This is a genomic window from Mesorhizobium sp. M0019 (assembly GCF_040323975.1).
In the GTDB taxonomy this organism is placed as follows: domain Bacteria; phylum Pseudomonadota; class Alphaproteobacteria; order Rhizobiales; family Rhizobiaceae; genus Mesorhizobium.
The window spans coordinates 73754-88532 of record NZ_JAMYVK010000015.1 but is presented as its reverse complement, the minus strand read 5'-3'; the positions used below and the strand labels follow the sequence as shown (position 1 = coordinate 88532).

At 63.4% G+C, this 14779-nt stretch carries 13 protein-coding genes; 6 read left to right on the top strand and 7 right to left on the bottom strand.

The features are described 5' to 3' along the window. Positions 1-62: 62 nt before the first annotated feature. Complete coding sequence (locus tag NKK47_RS13645; protein ID WP_352577214.1) at positions 63-1004, bottom strand: threonine/serine dehydratase; 942 nt, start codon at positions 1002-1004, stop codon at positions 63-65. A gap of 63 nt (positions 1005-1067) precedes the next feature. Between NKK47_RS13645 and NKK47_RS13640 the strand changes: the two genes are divergently transcribed. Beyond that, on the top strand, positions 1068-1370 hold the full coding sequence (locus NKK47_RS13640) for an ArsR/SmtB family transcription factor (protein ID WP_023677929.1): 303 nt from the start codon (positions 1068-1070) through the stop codon (positions 1368-1370). Positions 1371-1380: 10 nt separating this feature from the next. On the opposite strand, the gene lysA is transcribed toward NKK47_RS13640, so the two are convergent. From lysA to argH, 3 genes are all read right to left on the bottom strand, one after another. Then, positions 1381-2649 (bottom strand): diaminopimelate decarboxylase, encoded by a 1269-nt coding sequence (gene lysA / locus NKK47_RS13635; protein ID WP_023677930.1) that lies wholly within the window; start codon positions 2647-2649, stop codon positions 1381-1383. 15 nt (positions 2650-2664) lie between these two features. Then, positions 2665-2871 carry a hypothetical protein gene (locus NKK47_RS13630; protein ID WP_023677931.1) on the bottom strand — a complete coding sequence of 69 codons (207 nt, stop codon included), beginning with the start codon at positions 2869-2871 and terminating at the stop codon, positions 2665-2667. Positions 2872-2942: 71 nt separating this feature from the next. Next, positions 2943-4343, bottom strand: coding sequence for an argininosuccinate lyase (argH, locus tag NKK47_RS13625; protein ID WP_352577212.1), 1401 nt, complete (start codon positions 4341-4343; stop codon positions 2943-2945). A 35-nt stretch (positions 4344-4378) separates the two neighbouring features. Here argH and tlpA point away from each other — a divergent pair, with 35 nt between their 5' ends. After that, positions 4379-5062, top strand: coding sequence for a thiol:disulfide interchange protein TlpA (gene tlpA / locus NKK47_RS13620; protein WP_352577210.1), 684 nt, complete (start codon positions 4379-4381; stop codon positions 5060-5062). A gap of 2 nt (positions 5063-5064) precedes the next feature. Here tlpA and NKK47_RS13615 read toward each other — a convergent pair whose 3' ends face one another. After that, positions 5065-7497 carry a bifunctional diguanylate cyclase/phosphodiesterase gene (locus tag NKK47_RS13615; protein ID WP_352577208.1) on the bottom strand — a complete coding sequence of 811 codons (2433 nt, stop codon included), beginning with the start codon at positions 7495-7497 and terminating at the stop codon, positions 5065-5067. 296 nt (positions 7498-7793) lie between these two features. Here NKK47_RS13615 and ugpB point away from each other — a divergent pair, with 296 nt between their 5' ends. The 4 genes from ugpB (at position 7794) to ugpC (ending at position 12002) form a co-directional block, all read left to right on the top strand. Next, positions 7794-9104 carry a sn-glycerol-3-phosphate ABC transporter substrate-binding protein UgpB gene (ugpB, locus tag NKK47_RS13610; RefSeq protein WP_352577206.1) on the top strand — a complete coding sequence of 437 codons (1311 nt, stop codon included), beginning with the start codon at positions 7794-7796 and terminating at the stop codon, positions 9102-9104. 81 nt (positions 9105-9185) lie between these two features. Further along, positions 9186-10070, top strand: coding sequence for a sn-glycerol-3-phosphate ABC transporter permease UgpA (gene ugpA / locus NKK47_RS13605; RefSeq protein WP_023677936.1), 885 nt, complete (start codon positions 9186-9188; stop codon positions 10068-10070). 8 nt (positions 10071-10078) lie between these two features. Further along, positions 10079-10927: a sn-glycerol-3-phosphate ABC transporter permease UgpE gene (gene ugpE / locus NKK47_RS13600; protein WP_023677937.1), complete on the top strand. Its 849-nt coding sequence runs from the start codon at positions 10079-10081 to the stop codon at positions 10925-10927. Positions 10928-10934: 7 nt separating this feature from the next. After that, complete coding sequence (ugpC, locus tag NKK47_RS13595; RefSeq protein WP_352452447.1) at positions 10935-12002, top strand: sn-glycerol-3-phosphate ABC transporter ATP-binding protein UgpC; 1068 nt, start codon at positions 10935-10937, stop codon at positions 12000-12002. 22 nt (positions 12003-12024) lie between these two features. On the opposite strand, the gene NKK47_RS13590 is transcribed toward ugpC, so the two are convergent. Further along, the gene (locus tag NKK47_RS13590; protein WP_352577204.1) at positions 12025-13107 is read right to left on the bottom strand and encodes an ABC transporter ATP-binding protein; all 1083 of its coding nucleotides are present in this window, start codon (positions 13105-13107) and stop codon (positions 12025-12027) included. Beyond that, complete coding sequence (locus NKK47_RS13585; protein ID WP_352577202.1) at positions 13104-14687, bottom strand: ABC transporter permease; 1584 nt, start codon at positions 14685-14687, stop codon at positions 13104-13106. Before NKK47_RS13585 ends, NKK47_RS13590 begins: the two co-directional genes overlap by 4 nt. Positions 14688-14779 lie beyond the last annotated feature (92 nt).

The following is a 14779-nucleotide window of genomic DNA, read 5'->3' as shown; positions in this document are numbered from 1 at the left end:
CAACAAACACGGCGAAGGCGAGGCGGTTCCCCAAAACGTGAACAATAATGCCCCGGATATTGTCAGAATTTCGCCGGATTGGCGTTTGCGCCGCAGACCAGTACGGCAACGCGCTCGCCTGCAGCCGGTGCGTAGCGGCCGGACAGGAGCGCCGCGAAGGCGGCCGCACCGCCCGGCTCGGAGATGATTCGCACGCGGTCCCACAGCGCCGCCTGGGCGGCGATAATGTCGTCGTCGCCGACCAGGATCGAGCGCTCGACGAATGCCTCGGCGATAGGAAACATCATTTCGCCGACACGCTTTGGCGCGAGCGAATCGGCGGCGATGCCCTCAGCCGGCGCGTCGACGGGTCGGCCCGCCTCGAAGGCGCGATGAAGCGTCGGCGCACCCTCCGGCTCGACCGCGATTATCCTGATGCGGCCGGAAAACCAGGCAGCGATGCCGCCGATCAGCCCGCCGCCGCCGACGGCGACCAGCAGGGTGTCGAGCTTCGGCAGGTCAGCCTCGATCTCGAGGCCGAGCGTGCCTTGCCCGACCAGCGTCTCCTCCTGGTTGAAGGCGTGGATCTGCAGCGCGCCGGATTTTTCGGCGAAGCTCTCGCTGGCGGCCAGCGCCTCGGCATAACGGGCGCCGCCGACGATCAGCTCGGCGCCGTAGCCGCGGATGCGGTCCAGCTTGGCCTGCGGGCTCACTTCGGGAACAAAGATGGTCGCCTTGTGGCCGAGTCGCATGGCGGCGTAGGCGACGGCGGCGCCGTGATTGCCGCCCGACGCGGCGACGACGCCGGCCGCAGGAACCGGCCGTTCGAGGAGATTGGTGAACGCACCACGCGCCTTGAACGAGCCGGAATGCTGCAAGCACTCAAGCTTCAGGTCGACAGGCAGAGCCGGGCGGCCGAAATCGGCCATGTCGACGCGCAGCACCGGCGTGTGGCGCACGAAGGGCCGGATGCGGGGTTCTATCGCCGCAATGCGCTCGCGTGTGATCGTGTGGCCGTGCAGCATGATTTCACTCCCAGAGTTGACATTCAGAGTTGACATTACTTAGTTACTTGGCAAAGTGCCTAAATGCAAGAGGTCGATGTCTTCAAAGCAATCGCCAACGAGCGCAGGCTCCAGATCCTCGATTGGCTGAAGGACCCGCGCGCGCATTTTCCGCCGCAGACGGACGGCGATCTGGTCGAGGACGGCGTCTGCGCGCTGCTGATCGCGGAAAAGCTGGGGATCACCCAGGCAACGCTCAGCGAGCATATGCGCGTGCTCACCCAGGCAGGGCTTTTGCGCAGCAAGCGCATCAAGCAGTGGATATTCTATCGCCGGAATGAGGACAGAATCGCTGAGACCAGGGCGCTCATTCAGCACCGGCTGTAGCTGCAGAGTTCTACTCCAACCAGTCCGGCACCGAGTCCAGTCCGATCAGCTCGTCATAGGTCTGGCGCGGGCGCACAACGTGGAAGCGGTCGCCGTCGACCAGCACTTCCGGTACCAGCAGCCTGGTATTGTAGGTGCCGGCCTGAACGGCGCCATAGGCGCCGGCGGTGGAGACAGCGATCAGGTCGCCGGATTTCAGCCGGGGCAGGTCACGGTCGAGCCCGAGATAGTCGCCGGTCTCACAAACCGGGCCAACGACGTCGACCTTCATGCGTGGTGCAGCGGCCGGCTGCTGCGCCACCGGCCTGATGTCGTGGAAAGCGTCGTAAAGCGTCGGCCGGATCAGGTCGTTCATCGCGGCGTCTACGACGAGGAAGTTCTTGGCGTCGCCCTCCTTCACGAAGATCACCTGCGAGACCAGGATGCCGGCATTGCCGACGATCAGCCGGCCTGGCTCGAACATCACTTTCAGCCCAAGTTTGGCAACATGCTTCCTGACGATCTGGGCATAGGCATCGGGCAAAGGCGGCGGGTTGTTGTCGAGGCGGTAGGGAATGCCAAGGCCGCCGCCGACATCGATGTGCTCGATGGCATGACCGTCGGAGCGCAAGGCGCCGACCAACTCCACCAGCAGCGCAAAGGCGTCGTCGAAGGGCTGCAATTCGGTGATCTGGCTGCCGATATGGGTGTCTATGCCGGTGACCTTGATGCCCGGCAGCTCAGCCGCGCGCGCATAGACCTTCCGCGCATGCTGCCACGGAATGCCGAACTTGTTCTCGGCCTTCCCAGTCGAAATCTTCTTGTGCGTCCTGGCGTCGACATCCGGATTGATGCGCAGCGAGATCGGCGCGATCTTGCCCAGCGCGGTGGCGCGGGCCGACAGCAGCTCCAGCTCCGGTTCGGATTCGACGTTGAAACAGAGAATGCCGGCCGAGAGCGCAAAATCCATTTCGCGCGCGGTCTTGCCGACGCCCGAAAACAGGATCTTGCTTGCCGGGATGCCGGCCGCCAAAGCGCGGCGCAATTCGCCCTCCGAGACCACGTCGGCGCCGGCGCCGAGCCCTGCCAGCACCCTCAGCACGGCCTGGTTGGAATTCGCCTTCATGGCATAGCAGACGAGAGCATCGAGCCCGGCAAAGGCCTCGGTGAAGACGCGAAAATGCCTGGTCAGCGTCGCCGTCGAATAACAGTAGAACGGCGTGCCGACGCTGGCGGCGATGTCTGATATCGCCACGTCCTCGGCATGCAGCGCGCCGTCGCGGTAGTCGAAATGGTTCACGAGATTGGTCCGAAATCAGAGCAGCGGGTCGAGGATGAATTTCTTGTCCTCGACAGGTTTTTCCGGCTCCGGCGGCAAAGGTTGCTTGGCCTTCTCGGCGTCCTTGCGGGCCTGCACGGCTGCCGCGTACGGCGTGTCGAGCGCAGCCTTCCTGCCGCAGGCCGCAACGGTGGCCATTGCCGCCAGCAGCGTCAGCGTCACCAAAATCCTGCTTCCGGTCATCGTGCCATCCGTCCGAAACTGTTGCCCGCAGCCGCTTCTAGCCGAGTTTTGCGGCCATTGCACCCCGCGTCTTACGCCTTGGCGAGCCGCTTTTTCCAGTAGCGGATCTGCTTGCGCACCTCGGACGGCGCGGTGCCGCCGAAGCTCGTGCGGCTCTTTACAGAATTCTGCACGGCAAGAACCGAAAACACGTCGGCGCTGATACCGGGGTGAATGGACTGCAGATCCTCCAGCGAAAGCCTGTCGAGCCCGATCTTCCTGTCCTCGGCCAGCGCCACCGCCCGGCCAGTGATATGGTGCGCCTCGCGGAACGGCAGCCCGAGCGTGCGCACCAGCCAGTCGGCGAGGTCGGTCGCAGTCGAATAGCCGGCGCCGGCCGCCTTTTTCATCGCGGCAGTGTTCACCGTCATGTCGCGCACCATGCCGGTCATTGCCGCCAGCATCAGGTCGAGCGTCTCGGCCGCGTCGAAGACGGATTCCTTGTCTTCCTGCATGTCCTTGCCATAGGTCAGCGGCATGCCCTTCATCACCGTCAGCAGGCCGACGAGGTGCCCGGTGACGCGGCCGGTCTTGCCGCGCACCAGTTCGGCAGCGTCCGGGTTCTTCTTCTGCGGCATGATCGACGAACCCGTCGAGAAACTATCCGACAGCCTGACGAAGCCGAATTGCGGCGTCGACCAGATGATGATCTCTTCGGCCAGCCGCGACAGATGCGTCGCGCAGATCGCCGCCAAGCCCAGGAACTCGAGCGCGAAATCGCGGTCCGAAACACTGTCGAGCGAATTGCGCATCGGCTCGCGGAAGCCAAGCGCCTTCGCCGTCTGGTGCCGGTCGATGGAAAAGCTGGTGCCGGCAAGGGCGGCGGCGCCGAGCGGGCTTTCATCCATCCGCTCAATCGCATCGCGGACGCGAGACAGGTCGCGCGCAAACATCTCGACATAGGCCATGCAGTGGTGGCCGAAGGTCACCGGCTGCGCCGCCTGCATGTGGGTGAAGCCCGGCATCACCGTTGCCGCATGCTCCTCGGCCCGATCCAGGAACGCCGTGATCAGGCCCTTCAGCGCCTCGGCGACGCGACAGCACTCGTCCTTGACCCACAGCCTGAGGTCGACCGCCACCTGGTCGTTGCGCGAGCGGGCGGTATGCAGGCGGCCGGCGGCGGGGCCGATCAAATCGGCCAGACGGGCCTCGACATTCATGTGGATGTCCTCCAGCCTGGTCGAGAACTCGAATGTGCCGGCCTCGATCTCTGCCAGGATCGTGTTCAGCCCGTGAGCGATTTTTTCTTGATCGGCCGCCGAAATAATGCCCGTTTGCGCCAGCATCTGGCTATGGGCGATCGAGCCGCGAATATCCTGCGCATAGAGTTTGCGGTCGAACGAGATCGACGCGTTGATCGCTTCCATGATTGCGGCCGGACCCGAGGCAAAACGTCCGCCCCACATCTGGTTGCTGGCCTTCTTGTCGTTCATCGCTATAACCCGTGCTCCGGAGCAGTTTTTCAAAAATGGCAGACGGCAATAGATTTTTCCCGGCTTTGCGTCTCATCCTCGCCGCTTTGGTTGCGGGCGTGCTGGCCGGCGCGGTCGCGGTATATGTCAGGGAAAGCAGTTCTGGCAACAAGGCGCCCGCGCAAGTGGCCGCCGGCGGCGGCAAGGACGACGTCGCCTGCGCCGCCAAGACCGACCGTGCCAAGAAGATCGCCGCCGCTGCCACCGGCCAGGTTGCCGCGCTTTTGCCGGCGGATCCGCCGCAATCGCTGAAAAGCCTTGCCTTCAACGGCCCCGACGGCAAGCCGACGACGATCGCCGATCATGCCGGCAAGACGGTGCTGCTCAATCTGTGGGCGACATGGTGCGCACCTTGCCGCGCCGAAATGCCGGCGCTCGATGCGCTGCAGAAGGAGATGGGCAGCGATGCGTTTCAGGTTGTTGCCGTCAACGTCGATGCCGGCGACGATGCCAAACCGAAGAAGTTCCTGGAGGACACCGGCGTCAAGTCGCTCGGCTACTATCGCGATACCACGATGGCGCTGTTCAACGACGTCAAGACGCGCGGCCTGGCGCTCGGTCTGCCGGTCACCATGCTGATCGATGGGCAAGGCTGCCTGATCGCCCATATGAATGGCCCGGCCGAATGGTCGGGGCCGGATGCCAAGCGACTGGTCGAGGCGGCGCTTCAGCCGGGATAGGCTCAGACCGTGCGCAGGCGCGGCTTGAGCACGGCAATGCTTGCGCCGCGTCGGCTGGCGGTGCGGATTGCCGGAGCGGCCACGCCCGTCAGTTCCCCGAATGTCTCGATCGGAGCCGGTTTGCCGAGGTAGTAGCCTTGCCCGATCTCGCAAGCCTCGGCGTCCAGGAACTGCAATTCACCCGGCGTCTCGATGCCTTCTGCCAGAACCGGTAGGCCGAGACCGCGTCCAAGCCCCAGCACGGCGCGAACGATCGCCGCGAACTGGGCGTTCTTGTCGACCGATTTGATGAACGACCCGTCGATCTTGATCTTGTCGAAGGGAAAGGCGCTGAGGTTGGACAGCGAAGAATAGCCGGTGCCAAAATCGTCCATCGCCACATGCACGCCAAGCGCCTTGACCTGCCTCAAGGTTGCCAGCGCGCGCGGCATGTCCTTCACCAGGGCCGTTTCGGTGATCTCCAGTTCGAGCCTGCCGGGGGCCAGGCCGGATCTCGTCAATGCGTCGTGCACCTTGCGGCTGAAGTTCGGATTGTGAAGTTGCACGGCGGAGACGTTGACGGCGACCATCAGCGGGTTTGTCCAGCGAACAGCATCGTTACAAGCCGTCGTCAGCACCCAGTCGCCGATCTGCGCGATAGCGCCACTGTCCTCGGCCACGGGGATGAAAACGGCCGGAGAAATGTCACCCCGCTCAGGGTGCTGCCAACGGACCAGGGCTTCGAAGCCGATCATCCTGCCGCCGCGGATCTCCTTCTGCGGCTGATAGACGAGGTGGAACTCCTTGCGGGCGATCGCCTGGCGCAATTCATGCTCCATCACGCGCTTGTCGCGGGCCGCGGTGCCCATGGCTATCTCGAAAAACCGATAAGTGTCCCTGCCTTCGGTTTTGGCGCGATGGAGTGCCGTGTCGGCATGGCTGATCAGGCCGGCCTGGTCTTCGGCATCCAGCGGAAAGAAGGCGATGCCGATGCTGGCCGAGACGAGGCCGGAGCCGACCGAAACCCTGTTTTCCTCCCGGATCGCCGCCAGCAAGTCCTCGGCTATCCGGCCTGCGGCCAGGGGGTCGGGGAGGTTCGGAGCTATGATGGCAAATTCATCGCCGCCGAGACGCGCGAGCATCTGTCCGTGGCGCGGGATGCCGGAAATGCAGTGCGCCAGCTTCTGCAGCATAGCATCGCCGGCCCCGTGGCCATAGAGGTCGTTGACTTGCTTGAACCGGTCAAGGTCAAGCAGCAGGAGCGCCAGATGTCCATCCTTGCCGCCACGATCCATCGAGGCGAATTCTGCTTCCAGCCGGGAAGAAAAGCTCCGCCGATTGGCAAGCCCGGTAAGCGGATCGAAATGCGCGAGGCGGAGGATCTCTTGTTCTGCCTTCTTGCGCTCACGGATGTCGCGAACGGCAAGCACCGTATGAGGCCTGCCGCAGTAGGTGATTTTCCTGGCGATCAGCTCGACAGGAATTCTCGCCCCGTCACTGCCCCTTAACTTCGCTTCCTGCGCCTGTTCGCCGAAGCCGGACATATCGGCTGCGCTCTGTCCGTCGAAAAGCTCGCCGAATTGCATCGTGTTCAGGGTGGCTGTCGCTGTTCCGGTCAGCTTCGCCATACTGTCATTGGCGCTGACAATGCGGGTGCCATCGCAAACGATCAGACCTTCCACCGCCGCATTGGCGAGATCGTGCATGCGATCGGCCTCGAGCTTCTGGCGGCGAAAGCGCAGGTCGATCCACAGCGCGGCACCCGATAGCACAAGGATTATCAGGCTGGCGACCGCTGCGGCAAAGGCCTGGGAAATGGGCTCGATGGAATGTTCGGATATTTCAATCGAGGAATCCGGAATGATCGACACCGCAGCCATCGCGATGAAATGCAAGCTGCAAATCGCCAGCGTCAAAAGCGCGGCGCCGCCGAAAGTCGCGAGCGCTGACGGACGGCGCAAGACGACAAGGAGCGCCAGTGCCGCGAGGGTCACGCCGGCCAGAAGCGATATCGCGACAAGGAGCAGGTTCCATACGACCCGGCTTTCGACCTCGAAAGCTGCCATGCCGATGTAGTGCATCGTCGCGATGGCGCCGCCCAGAATGGCGCCACCGGCGAGGAAATAGTCGATGCCGCGGCGCAAGGTGGCGACCCACATCCCAAGCGCGGTCATGATAACGGCGGCGGCAAGCGAAAAGGCGGATAATCCCGGATTGTATGCGTTCGGTATTCCCGGCGTAAACGCGGTCATGGCGATGAAATGCGTCGCCCATATGCCGAACCCGGTCGAGGCCGCGGCGATCATCAGCCAGACAAGCCGGTTTCGCTCGGTCGATCGGCCGACATGCTTAAGGAGATTAACCGCTGAGAAGCAAGAAATTCCACAGACGAGTGCGGCAAGCGCAACCAGTCTCGGATCGTGCTGACTTACAATACAATTATAGACCGTCAGCATCCTGGTTCACTCGGTCTGCCAAAACGAACAGGGGAGGTGTGACTGATTAGCTCTTGGAGATTTTAACGAATGGTTAACCCGCGGGCCATGAGGCGGGTCTTTTCGGGGGAAAACCGACGCCGCTGCGCCGAAAAGACGGTGATGTGATTTCTGGCGCCCGGTTTCGGTAGCGAGTGCACTTTAGGAAGGAATGATGTTCATTGATCCGCAATAAAACCGTTGTCCGATTGTCATCAGCGCCACATATTGGCTTTGCGGAAGTGCCCCTTTCGCCAATGACAAACGGGAGATGAAACATGAAGTTCTTCGGCTTTGCGGCCGGTATCGCCGCCACCGTGACCCTGCTTTCCACCACCTCCGCCTTCGCCGTCACGCAGATCAGCTGGTGGCACGCCATGACCGGCGCCAACGCCGAGGTCGTCGCCAAGATCTCCAAGGATTTCAACGCCAGCCAGAGCGACTATGAGCTCGTTCCGGTGTTCAAGGGCACCTATCCGGAGACGCTGAATGCCGGCATCGCTGCCTTTCGTGCCGGGCAAGCGCCCGATATCCTCCAGGTGTTCGACGTCGGCACCGGCGTGATGATGGCGGCCGAGGGTGCGATAAAGCCGGTGGCCGATGTGATGACCGGCGCCGGGATGACTTTCGACAAGAGCCAGTATCTGCCCGGCATCGTCGGCTATTATTCGAAGCCGGACGGCACCATGCTATCGTTCCCCTACAACTCTTCCTCGCCGATCCTCTACTACAACAAGGACATCTTCCAGAAGGCAGGCCTCGACGTGAACAATCCGCCCAAGACGTGGAACGAGGTGTGGGAAGCTGCCAAGAAGATCAAGACGAGCGGCGGCGCCCCTTGCGGCTATACCTCGACCTGGCTGACCTGGATCCACCTGGAGAATTTCGCGGCGTGGAATGACGTGCCTTGGGCCACCCAGCAGAATGGCCTGGCCGGCGGTGATGTCGAACTCAAGATCAATGCGCCGATTTTCGTCAACCACTTCCAGGCGCTCGCTGACCTGGCCAAGGACGGCACGTTCAAATATGGCGGACGCACCTCCGAAGCCAAGCAGATATTCCTCGCCGGCGAATGCGGCATCTTCACCGAATCGTCGGGCGGCCTCGGCGATATCGTCAAGTCCGGCATGAACTATGGCATCGGCCAGCTTCCTTACGATAGCGACGCCAAGGGTGCCCCGCAGAACACGACGCCGGGCGGTGCCAGCCTCTGGGTGTTCGGCAACAAGTCGGACGAGGAATACAAGGGTGTCGCCGCCTTCTTTGCCTATCTGTCCAAGACCGATGTGCAGGAATATCTGCACCAGAAGTCGGGATACCTGCCTGTGACGCTCGCCGCGTATGAGGCGACGAAGAAATCAGGCTTCTATGACAAGAACCCCGGCCGCGAGACACCCATCCTGCAGATGATCGGCAAGTCGCCGACCGACAATTCGAAGGGCGTGCGCCTGCCGAATCTGCCGCAGGTGCGCGATATCCAGAACGAGGAGCTGGAGAAGATGCTGGCCGGCCAGCAAACCGCCCAGCAGGCACTCGACAATGCGGTTGCGCGCGGCAACGCGGCGATCAAGGAAGCGCTGGAGAACTGACGGGATTATCTCGGTTAGTCGGTTGGAATATCGCCCACGCGAGCCGGCGTGGGCGATACCTGGATAGCGAGGGAAATCAGCCTGTCTCCACGCGTCGTCTTTCCCAACAAGATCCTGCCCTACCTGCTGGTGGCGCCACAACTCGCCATCACCCTGGTTTTCTTCTACTGGCCGGCCGGTCAGGCGCTTTACCAGTCGATGCTCAGGCAAGACCCGTTCGGGCTGAAGAGCAGGTTCGTCTGGTTTGCCAATTTCCGGAAGGTGCTGGCCGATCCGGCCTACCTCAACTCGATCAAGGTCACCGTAGTGTTCTCTCTTGCGACCGCGATCGTTGCCATGGTTGTGGCCCTGCTGCTCGCGGTCATGGCCGAGAAGGCCGTGCGCGGCAAAGGCCTCTATCGCACACTGTTGATATGGCCTTACGCCGTGGCGCCGGCGATTGCCGGCATGCTTTGGCTTTTCCTGTTCAATCCCTCGATCGGCTCGTTGGCCTATTTGCTGAGAAGCCTCGGCATCGTATGGGACCCGCTGCTCAACGGCACCCACGCCATGATCCTGCTGGTGTCGGCTGCTGCCTGGAAGCAGATCAGCTACAACTTCCTGTTCTTCGTCGCCGGCCTGCAGGCGGTGCCGAAAACGCTGATCGAAGCGGCGGCCATGGACGGCGCCGGCGAAACCAAGCGCTTCTGGACCATCGTCTTCCCGCTGCTTGCGCCGACAACCTTTTTCCTGCTGGTCGTCAACACCGTCTATGCCCTGTTCGACACGTTCGGCATCGTTCATGCCGTCACCGGCGGCGGGCCGGGCAAGACGACCGAGACGCTGGTCTACAAGGTCTACAATGACGGCTTCGTCAATCTGATCCTGGGCGATTCGGCGGCGCAGTCGGTCATCCTGATGGCCATCGTCATTGCGCTCACAGCGATCCAGTTCCGCTATGTGGAACGCAAAGTCCATTACGGCTGAGGGCAGCGATGATCGGCCAGTCCCCGCTCCGCACCTTCATCGCCCATGCCGTGCTCATCCTCGGCATATTGATCGTGGCTTTTCCGATCTACTACACCTTCGTTGCCTCGACGCACACGCTGCAAACGATCCTCAGGCCGCCCCTGCCGCTCTTGCCCGGCGACCAGCTATGGAACAATTACAGCGAGGCGCTGTTCGGCGGCATCGGTCGTATCGGCGGGGTCAGCGTCGGCAGGCTGCTCCTCAACACCACGATCATGGCGCTCGGCGTTGCGGTGGGAAAGATCTTCATCTCGATCCTGTCGGCCTACGCGATTGTGTTCTTTCGCTTTCCGCTGCGCATGACCTTCTTCTGGCTGATCTTCATCACCTTGATGCTTCCAGTCGAGGTGCGCATCCTGCCGACCTACAAGGTGATGGTCGATCTCGGCATGATCGACACCTATGCCGGCCTGATCGTCCCGCTGATCGCCTCGGCCACCGCAACGCTGCTGTTTCGCCAGTTCTTCATGACCATACCGGGCGAATTGGTCGAGGCGGCGCGTGTCGACGGTGCCGGGCCATGGCGCTTCTTTTTCGATATTCTGGTGCCGCTGTCGCGGACAAACATCGCCGCGCTGTTCGTGATCCTCTTCATCTATGGCTGGACGCAGTATCTTTGGCCGCTGCTCGTCACCAACAGCAACGACATGAACACCATCGTCATCGCGCTGAGAAAGATGGTTTCCTTCGCCGATGCCGACACCCAATGGCACCTGGTGATGGTCACGGCAATGCTGGCCATCGTGCCGCCGATCCTGGTGGTCGTGCTGATGCAACGCTGGTTCGTGCGCGGTCTGGTCGAATCCGAAAAGTGAGAAGCCGATGGCGACCGTGGATCTGAAGGATGTCAGGAAAATCTATCCCAGCGGTGTCGAGGCCGTGAAGGGCGTTTCCATCGCCATTCCCGACAAGGAGCTTTGCGTGCTGGTCGGCCCCTCCGGCTGCGGCAAGTCTACGCTGCTGAGGATGATCGCCGGGCTGGAGACGATTTCTGCCGGTACTGTCGCCATCGACGGCAAGGTGGTCAACGCCATTGGCCCGACCGAGCGCGACATCGCCATGGTGTTCCAGAACTACGCGCTCTACCCACATATGAAGGTCTATGACAACATGGCCTATGGCCTGCGCAACCGCGGCACGCCGAATGACGAGATCGACAGCAGGGTACGCTCGACTGCCAAGGTGCTGGAGCTTTCGGCGCTGCTCGACCGGCGCCCGCGCGAGCTTTCCGGCGGTCAGCGCCAGCGCGTCGCCATGGGTCGCGCCATCGTACGCAACCCGAAGGTCTTCCTGTTCGACGAACCGCTGTCCAACCTCGATGCGAAATTGCGCGGGCAGATGCGCATCGAGATCAAGAATCTGCAGCGCTCGCTTGGCGTCACCTCGGTTTATGTCACGCACGACCAGCTTGAGGCGATGACGCTGGCCGACATCCTCGTCGTCATGAACGCCGGCCTGGTCGAGCAGACCGGCGCGCCGCTTGATGTGTACGAGAAACCGGCCTCGACCTTCGTCGCTTCGTTCATAGGCGCACCGCCGATGAATCTGCTGGCGCTCACAGGGGCCTCCCCAAGCTCGGTATTGGCGGACGGCACTGTGATTGGCTTGGCGCCTCGACAGGGCAAGGCAGTGACACTAGGCTTTCGTCCGGAGGACGCCGACATCACCTTCGCGGCAGAGGCGCCGGCCGGCGCGCTCGCGCTGCCGGCAACAGTGGAAGCGGTCGAACCGGTCGGTGCCGAAAGCTTTCTCCATTGCGTGGCAGCCGGCAGCCGCATCGTGGTGCGCGTCTCAGGCCGCGCTAGCGCCAAGCCAGGCGACCAATTGCGCGTCGTGGCTAGGTCCGAAAAGCTGCATTGGTTCGATCAGGCGGGCAAACGGGTCGATTGAAGTCGGCCTTGCGCAAAACCGTTCAGGCAAACACATGCGCCTTGCCCGACACGGTCAGCCGGACGATCTCGCCGATCGCCGGCGCGTCCATGCCCGGCTTGCGCAGGATCAACGGCGTATTGCCGATGGCGGCGGCGTCGGGCGGATCGGGGCTGTTCAACAGACGCACCGCGATGGTGCACATCGAGCCGGCGAACTCCGATTCCGTCACCTCGCCGAACAGCATGTCCGGCGTGCCGGACATGCCTTCACGCGATGTGCGTTTCAGCAACACCTGCTCCGGCCGCAGCATGATGCGAGCGACGTCGCGCCGCTCCGAGCTGTCGACAGCGATGCGGCCGAGCGGCGAGATTGCGAAGCCATCGGCGATCCTTGCCGGCAGGACGATGGCGTCGCCAAGGAACTCGGCGACCATCCTGTCCTTCGGCTTGAAATAGAGCTCGCGCGGCGTGCCGACCTGCGAGAATTTGCCGTCGCGCATCACCGCGACCTGGCTGGCGAATGACAGCGCCTCGGCCTGGTCGTGGGTGACCAGGATGGTGGTGATGCCGGCGGTTTCAAGGAGCTCGGCCACGGCCTTGCGCATCGAGGCGCGCAGGCCGGTGTCGAGCGCCGAGAACGGCTCGTCGAGCAGCATCAGCCGCGGCTTCATGGCCATGGCGCGGGCGAGCGCGACGCGCTGCTGCTGGCCACCGGAGAGTTCGTGCGGACGGCGCTTCAGGATACCTTTGTCCAGCCCGACGACATAGGCGAGCTCGGCGATGCGCTCACTGCGCTTTTCCTCGTGACGCCCCATGCCGAAGCCGATATTGGCGGCGATGCTCAGATGCGGGAATAGAGCGCCGTCCTGCGCCACCAGCCCGATGCCGCGGCGATGCGCCGGCACGGCCGTGTCGCCATCGGCCAGCACCTCGCCATCAAGCACGATGCGGCCCTGGTCCGGCGCCTCGAAGCCGGCGATCAGCCGCAGCAAGGTGGTCTTGCCGCAACCGGACGGCCCGACGACAGCCGTACGGCTGCCGCTGGCCACGCTGAGGTCGACGCCGGCAAGTGCTGCGACCGGCCCGTAGTGCTTGTGGATGCCGCTCAGCTCGAGAAAGCTCATCGCCCGGCCATCCGCTTCGACTGGACGTAGAGCAACCAGGTCAAAGGCAGCGACATCGCCACCATGATCAGGGCATAAGGCGCCGCCGACGCATAGTCGATCTCGCCGCTATAGGACCAGAACGCCATGGCCAGCGTGCGGGTGCCGTTGGGCGCCAGCATCTGGGTTGCGGTCAATTCGTTCATGATACCCAGCGCGACCAACGCCATGCCGGCTGCGGCGCCCGGCGCCGACAGGCGGATGGTCGTCGACCACAGCGCCTTGAGCGGCGACCGGCCGAGGCTGGAGGCGGCGCGTTCGAGCTCGACCGGCGCCTGTGCGATCGACGCCCTGAGGCTAATCAGGGCGCGCGGCAGGAACATCAGCGCATAGGCGACCAGGATGGTGAACAGGGTCTGGTAGAGCGGCATGGCGATACGCACGGCGATGGTGACCAGCGCCAGGGCGATGACAACGCCGGGCAACGCGCCGACGATATAGTTGCAGCCCTCCAGGACGCGTTGCAGCCGCCCCGGCGCGCGGATCGAAATCCACGCCATCGGCATTGCCGCGACGGTGGCGAGCAGCGCGCCGGCAATTGCTAGGAACAGCGTTTGGCCAAGCGCCAGGCCGATCTCGTCGAGCCGCCAGACATCGGCGCCGCCGGCCATGAGCCAGCGGCCGATAGTGGCGAACGGCACGCCGAGCGCCAGCAGCGTGGTAATGGCAGGCAGCAGCAGGCAAGGAATGGTGGCGCGCCCAAGGCCCGTGCGCTGCTGCTGGCGCGCAGCACCCGAACCGACGCGGGCATAGCGCTCCTCGCCGCGCACCAGCACCTCCAGCCCGAGCAGCACAAGGCAGCAGGTCACCAGCACGCCGGCCAGCATGTTGGCGGCGGGACCGTTGAAGGTCGACTGGAACTGGTCGACGATCGCGGTGGTGAAGGTGTCGAAGCGGATGAAGACATAGAGCCCGTATTCGGCCAGGAGATGCAGGCCGACCAGCAGGGAGCCGCCGCAAATGGCGAGCCGGAGCTGCGGCAGCACGACACGCCTGAACACACGCCACGGGCCGAGACCAAGGGCTGCCGCTGCATCCTCGAGAGCGGGATCGAGCCGGCGCAATGCCGCCGCCACCGGCAGATAAAGGAAGGGGAAATAGGCGATGACCGACACAAGCACGCCGGCCCACAGGCCGTGCAGTCTGGGCACCATGGTGACCCAGGCGTAACTGTGGACGAAGGCCGGAATGGCGAGCGGCGCCACCGACAGCCAGGCCCATAGGCGGGCACCCGGCAGATCGCTGCGCTCGGTCAGCCAGGCCAGCATGACCGACAGCACGATCGAGATCGGCACCGCCAACACCACCAGCAGGCTGGTGTTGACCAGAAGTTCGCCGACGCGCGGCCTGAACACCAGCGCCGCCACCGTTTCCCAGCCGGTCTGCACCGCCACCCAGACGATGAAGGCAAGCGGCAGCAGCGCGAAAAGCGAGACAAAGACGGCAGCCAACGCAATCCATGAGACCGACCAACGACGTGCCCGCACGGCCGTGGCGTCGGCCGGCAAGCCTGGGCGTGCGAGATCGATCGCGGATTGCATCAGATCAGACGTTGCGCCAGCTCCGCCCGGAGGCGGAAACGATCGGCGGCGGATAATCTCGCGGGTAGCTTGTGGTCATAGGCAAATGCCAT

Coding starts and splice junctions, on each gene's coding strand:
- ugpC (WP_352452447.1), top strand. CDS start 10,935: ATGGCGACCGTGGATCTGAAGGATGTCAGGAAAATCTATCCCAGCGGT.
- NKK47_RS13590 (WP_352577204.1), bottom strand. CDS start 13,107: ATGAGCTTTCTCGAGCTGAGCGGCATCCACAAGCACTACGGGCCGGTC.
- tlpA (WP_352577210.1), top strand. CDS start 4,379: ATGGCAGACGGCAATAGATTTTTCCCGGCTTTGCGTCTCATCCTCGCC.
- ugpE (WP_023677937.1), top strand. CDS start 10,079: ATGATCGGCCAGTCCCCGCTCCGCACCTTCATCGCCCATGCCGTGCTC.
- NKK47_RS13615 (WP_352577208.1), bottom strand. CDS start 7,497: ATGCTGACGGTCTATAATTGTATTGTAAGTCAGCACGATCCGAGACTG.
- NKK47_RS13585 (WP_352577202.1), bottom strand. CDS start 14,687: ATGCAATCCGCGATCGATCTCGCACGCCCAGGCTTGCCGGCCGACGCC.
- NKK47_RS13645 (WP_352577214.1), bottom strand. CDS start 1,004: ATGCTGCACGGCCACACGATCACACGCGAGCGCATTGCGGCGATAGAA.
- argH (WP_352577212.1), bottom strand. CDS start 4,343: ATGAACGACAAGAAGGCCAGCAACCAGATGTGGGGCGGACGTTTTGCC.
- NKK47_RS13640 (WP_023677929.1), top strand. CDS start 1,068: ATGCAAGAGGTCGATGTCTTCAAAGCAATCGCCAACGAGCGCAGGCTC.
- NKK47_RS13630 (WP_023677931.1), bottom strand. CDS start 2,871: ATGACCGGAAGCAGGATTTTGGTGACGCTGACGCTGCTGGCGGCAATG.
- ugpB (WP_352577206.1), top strand. CDS start 7,794: ATGAAGTTCTTCGGCTTTGCGGCCGGTATCGCCGCCACCGTGACCCTG.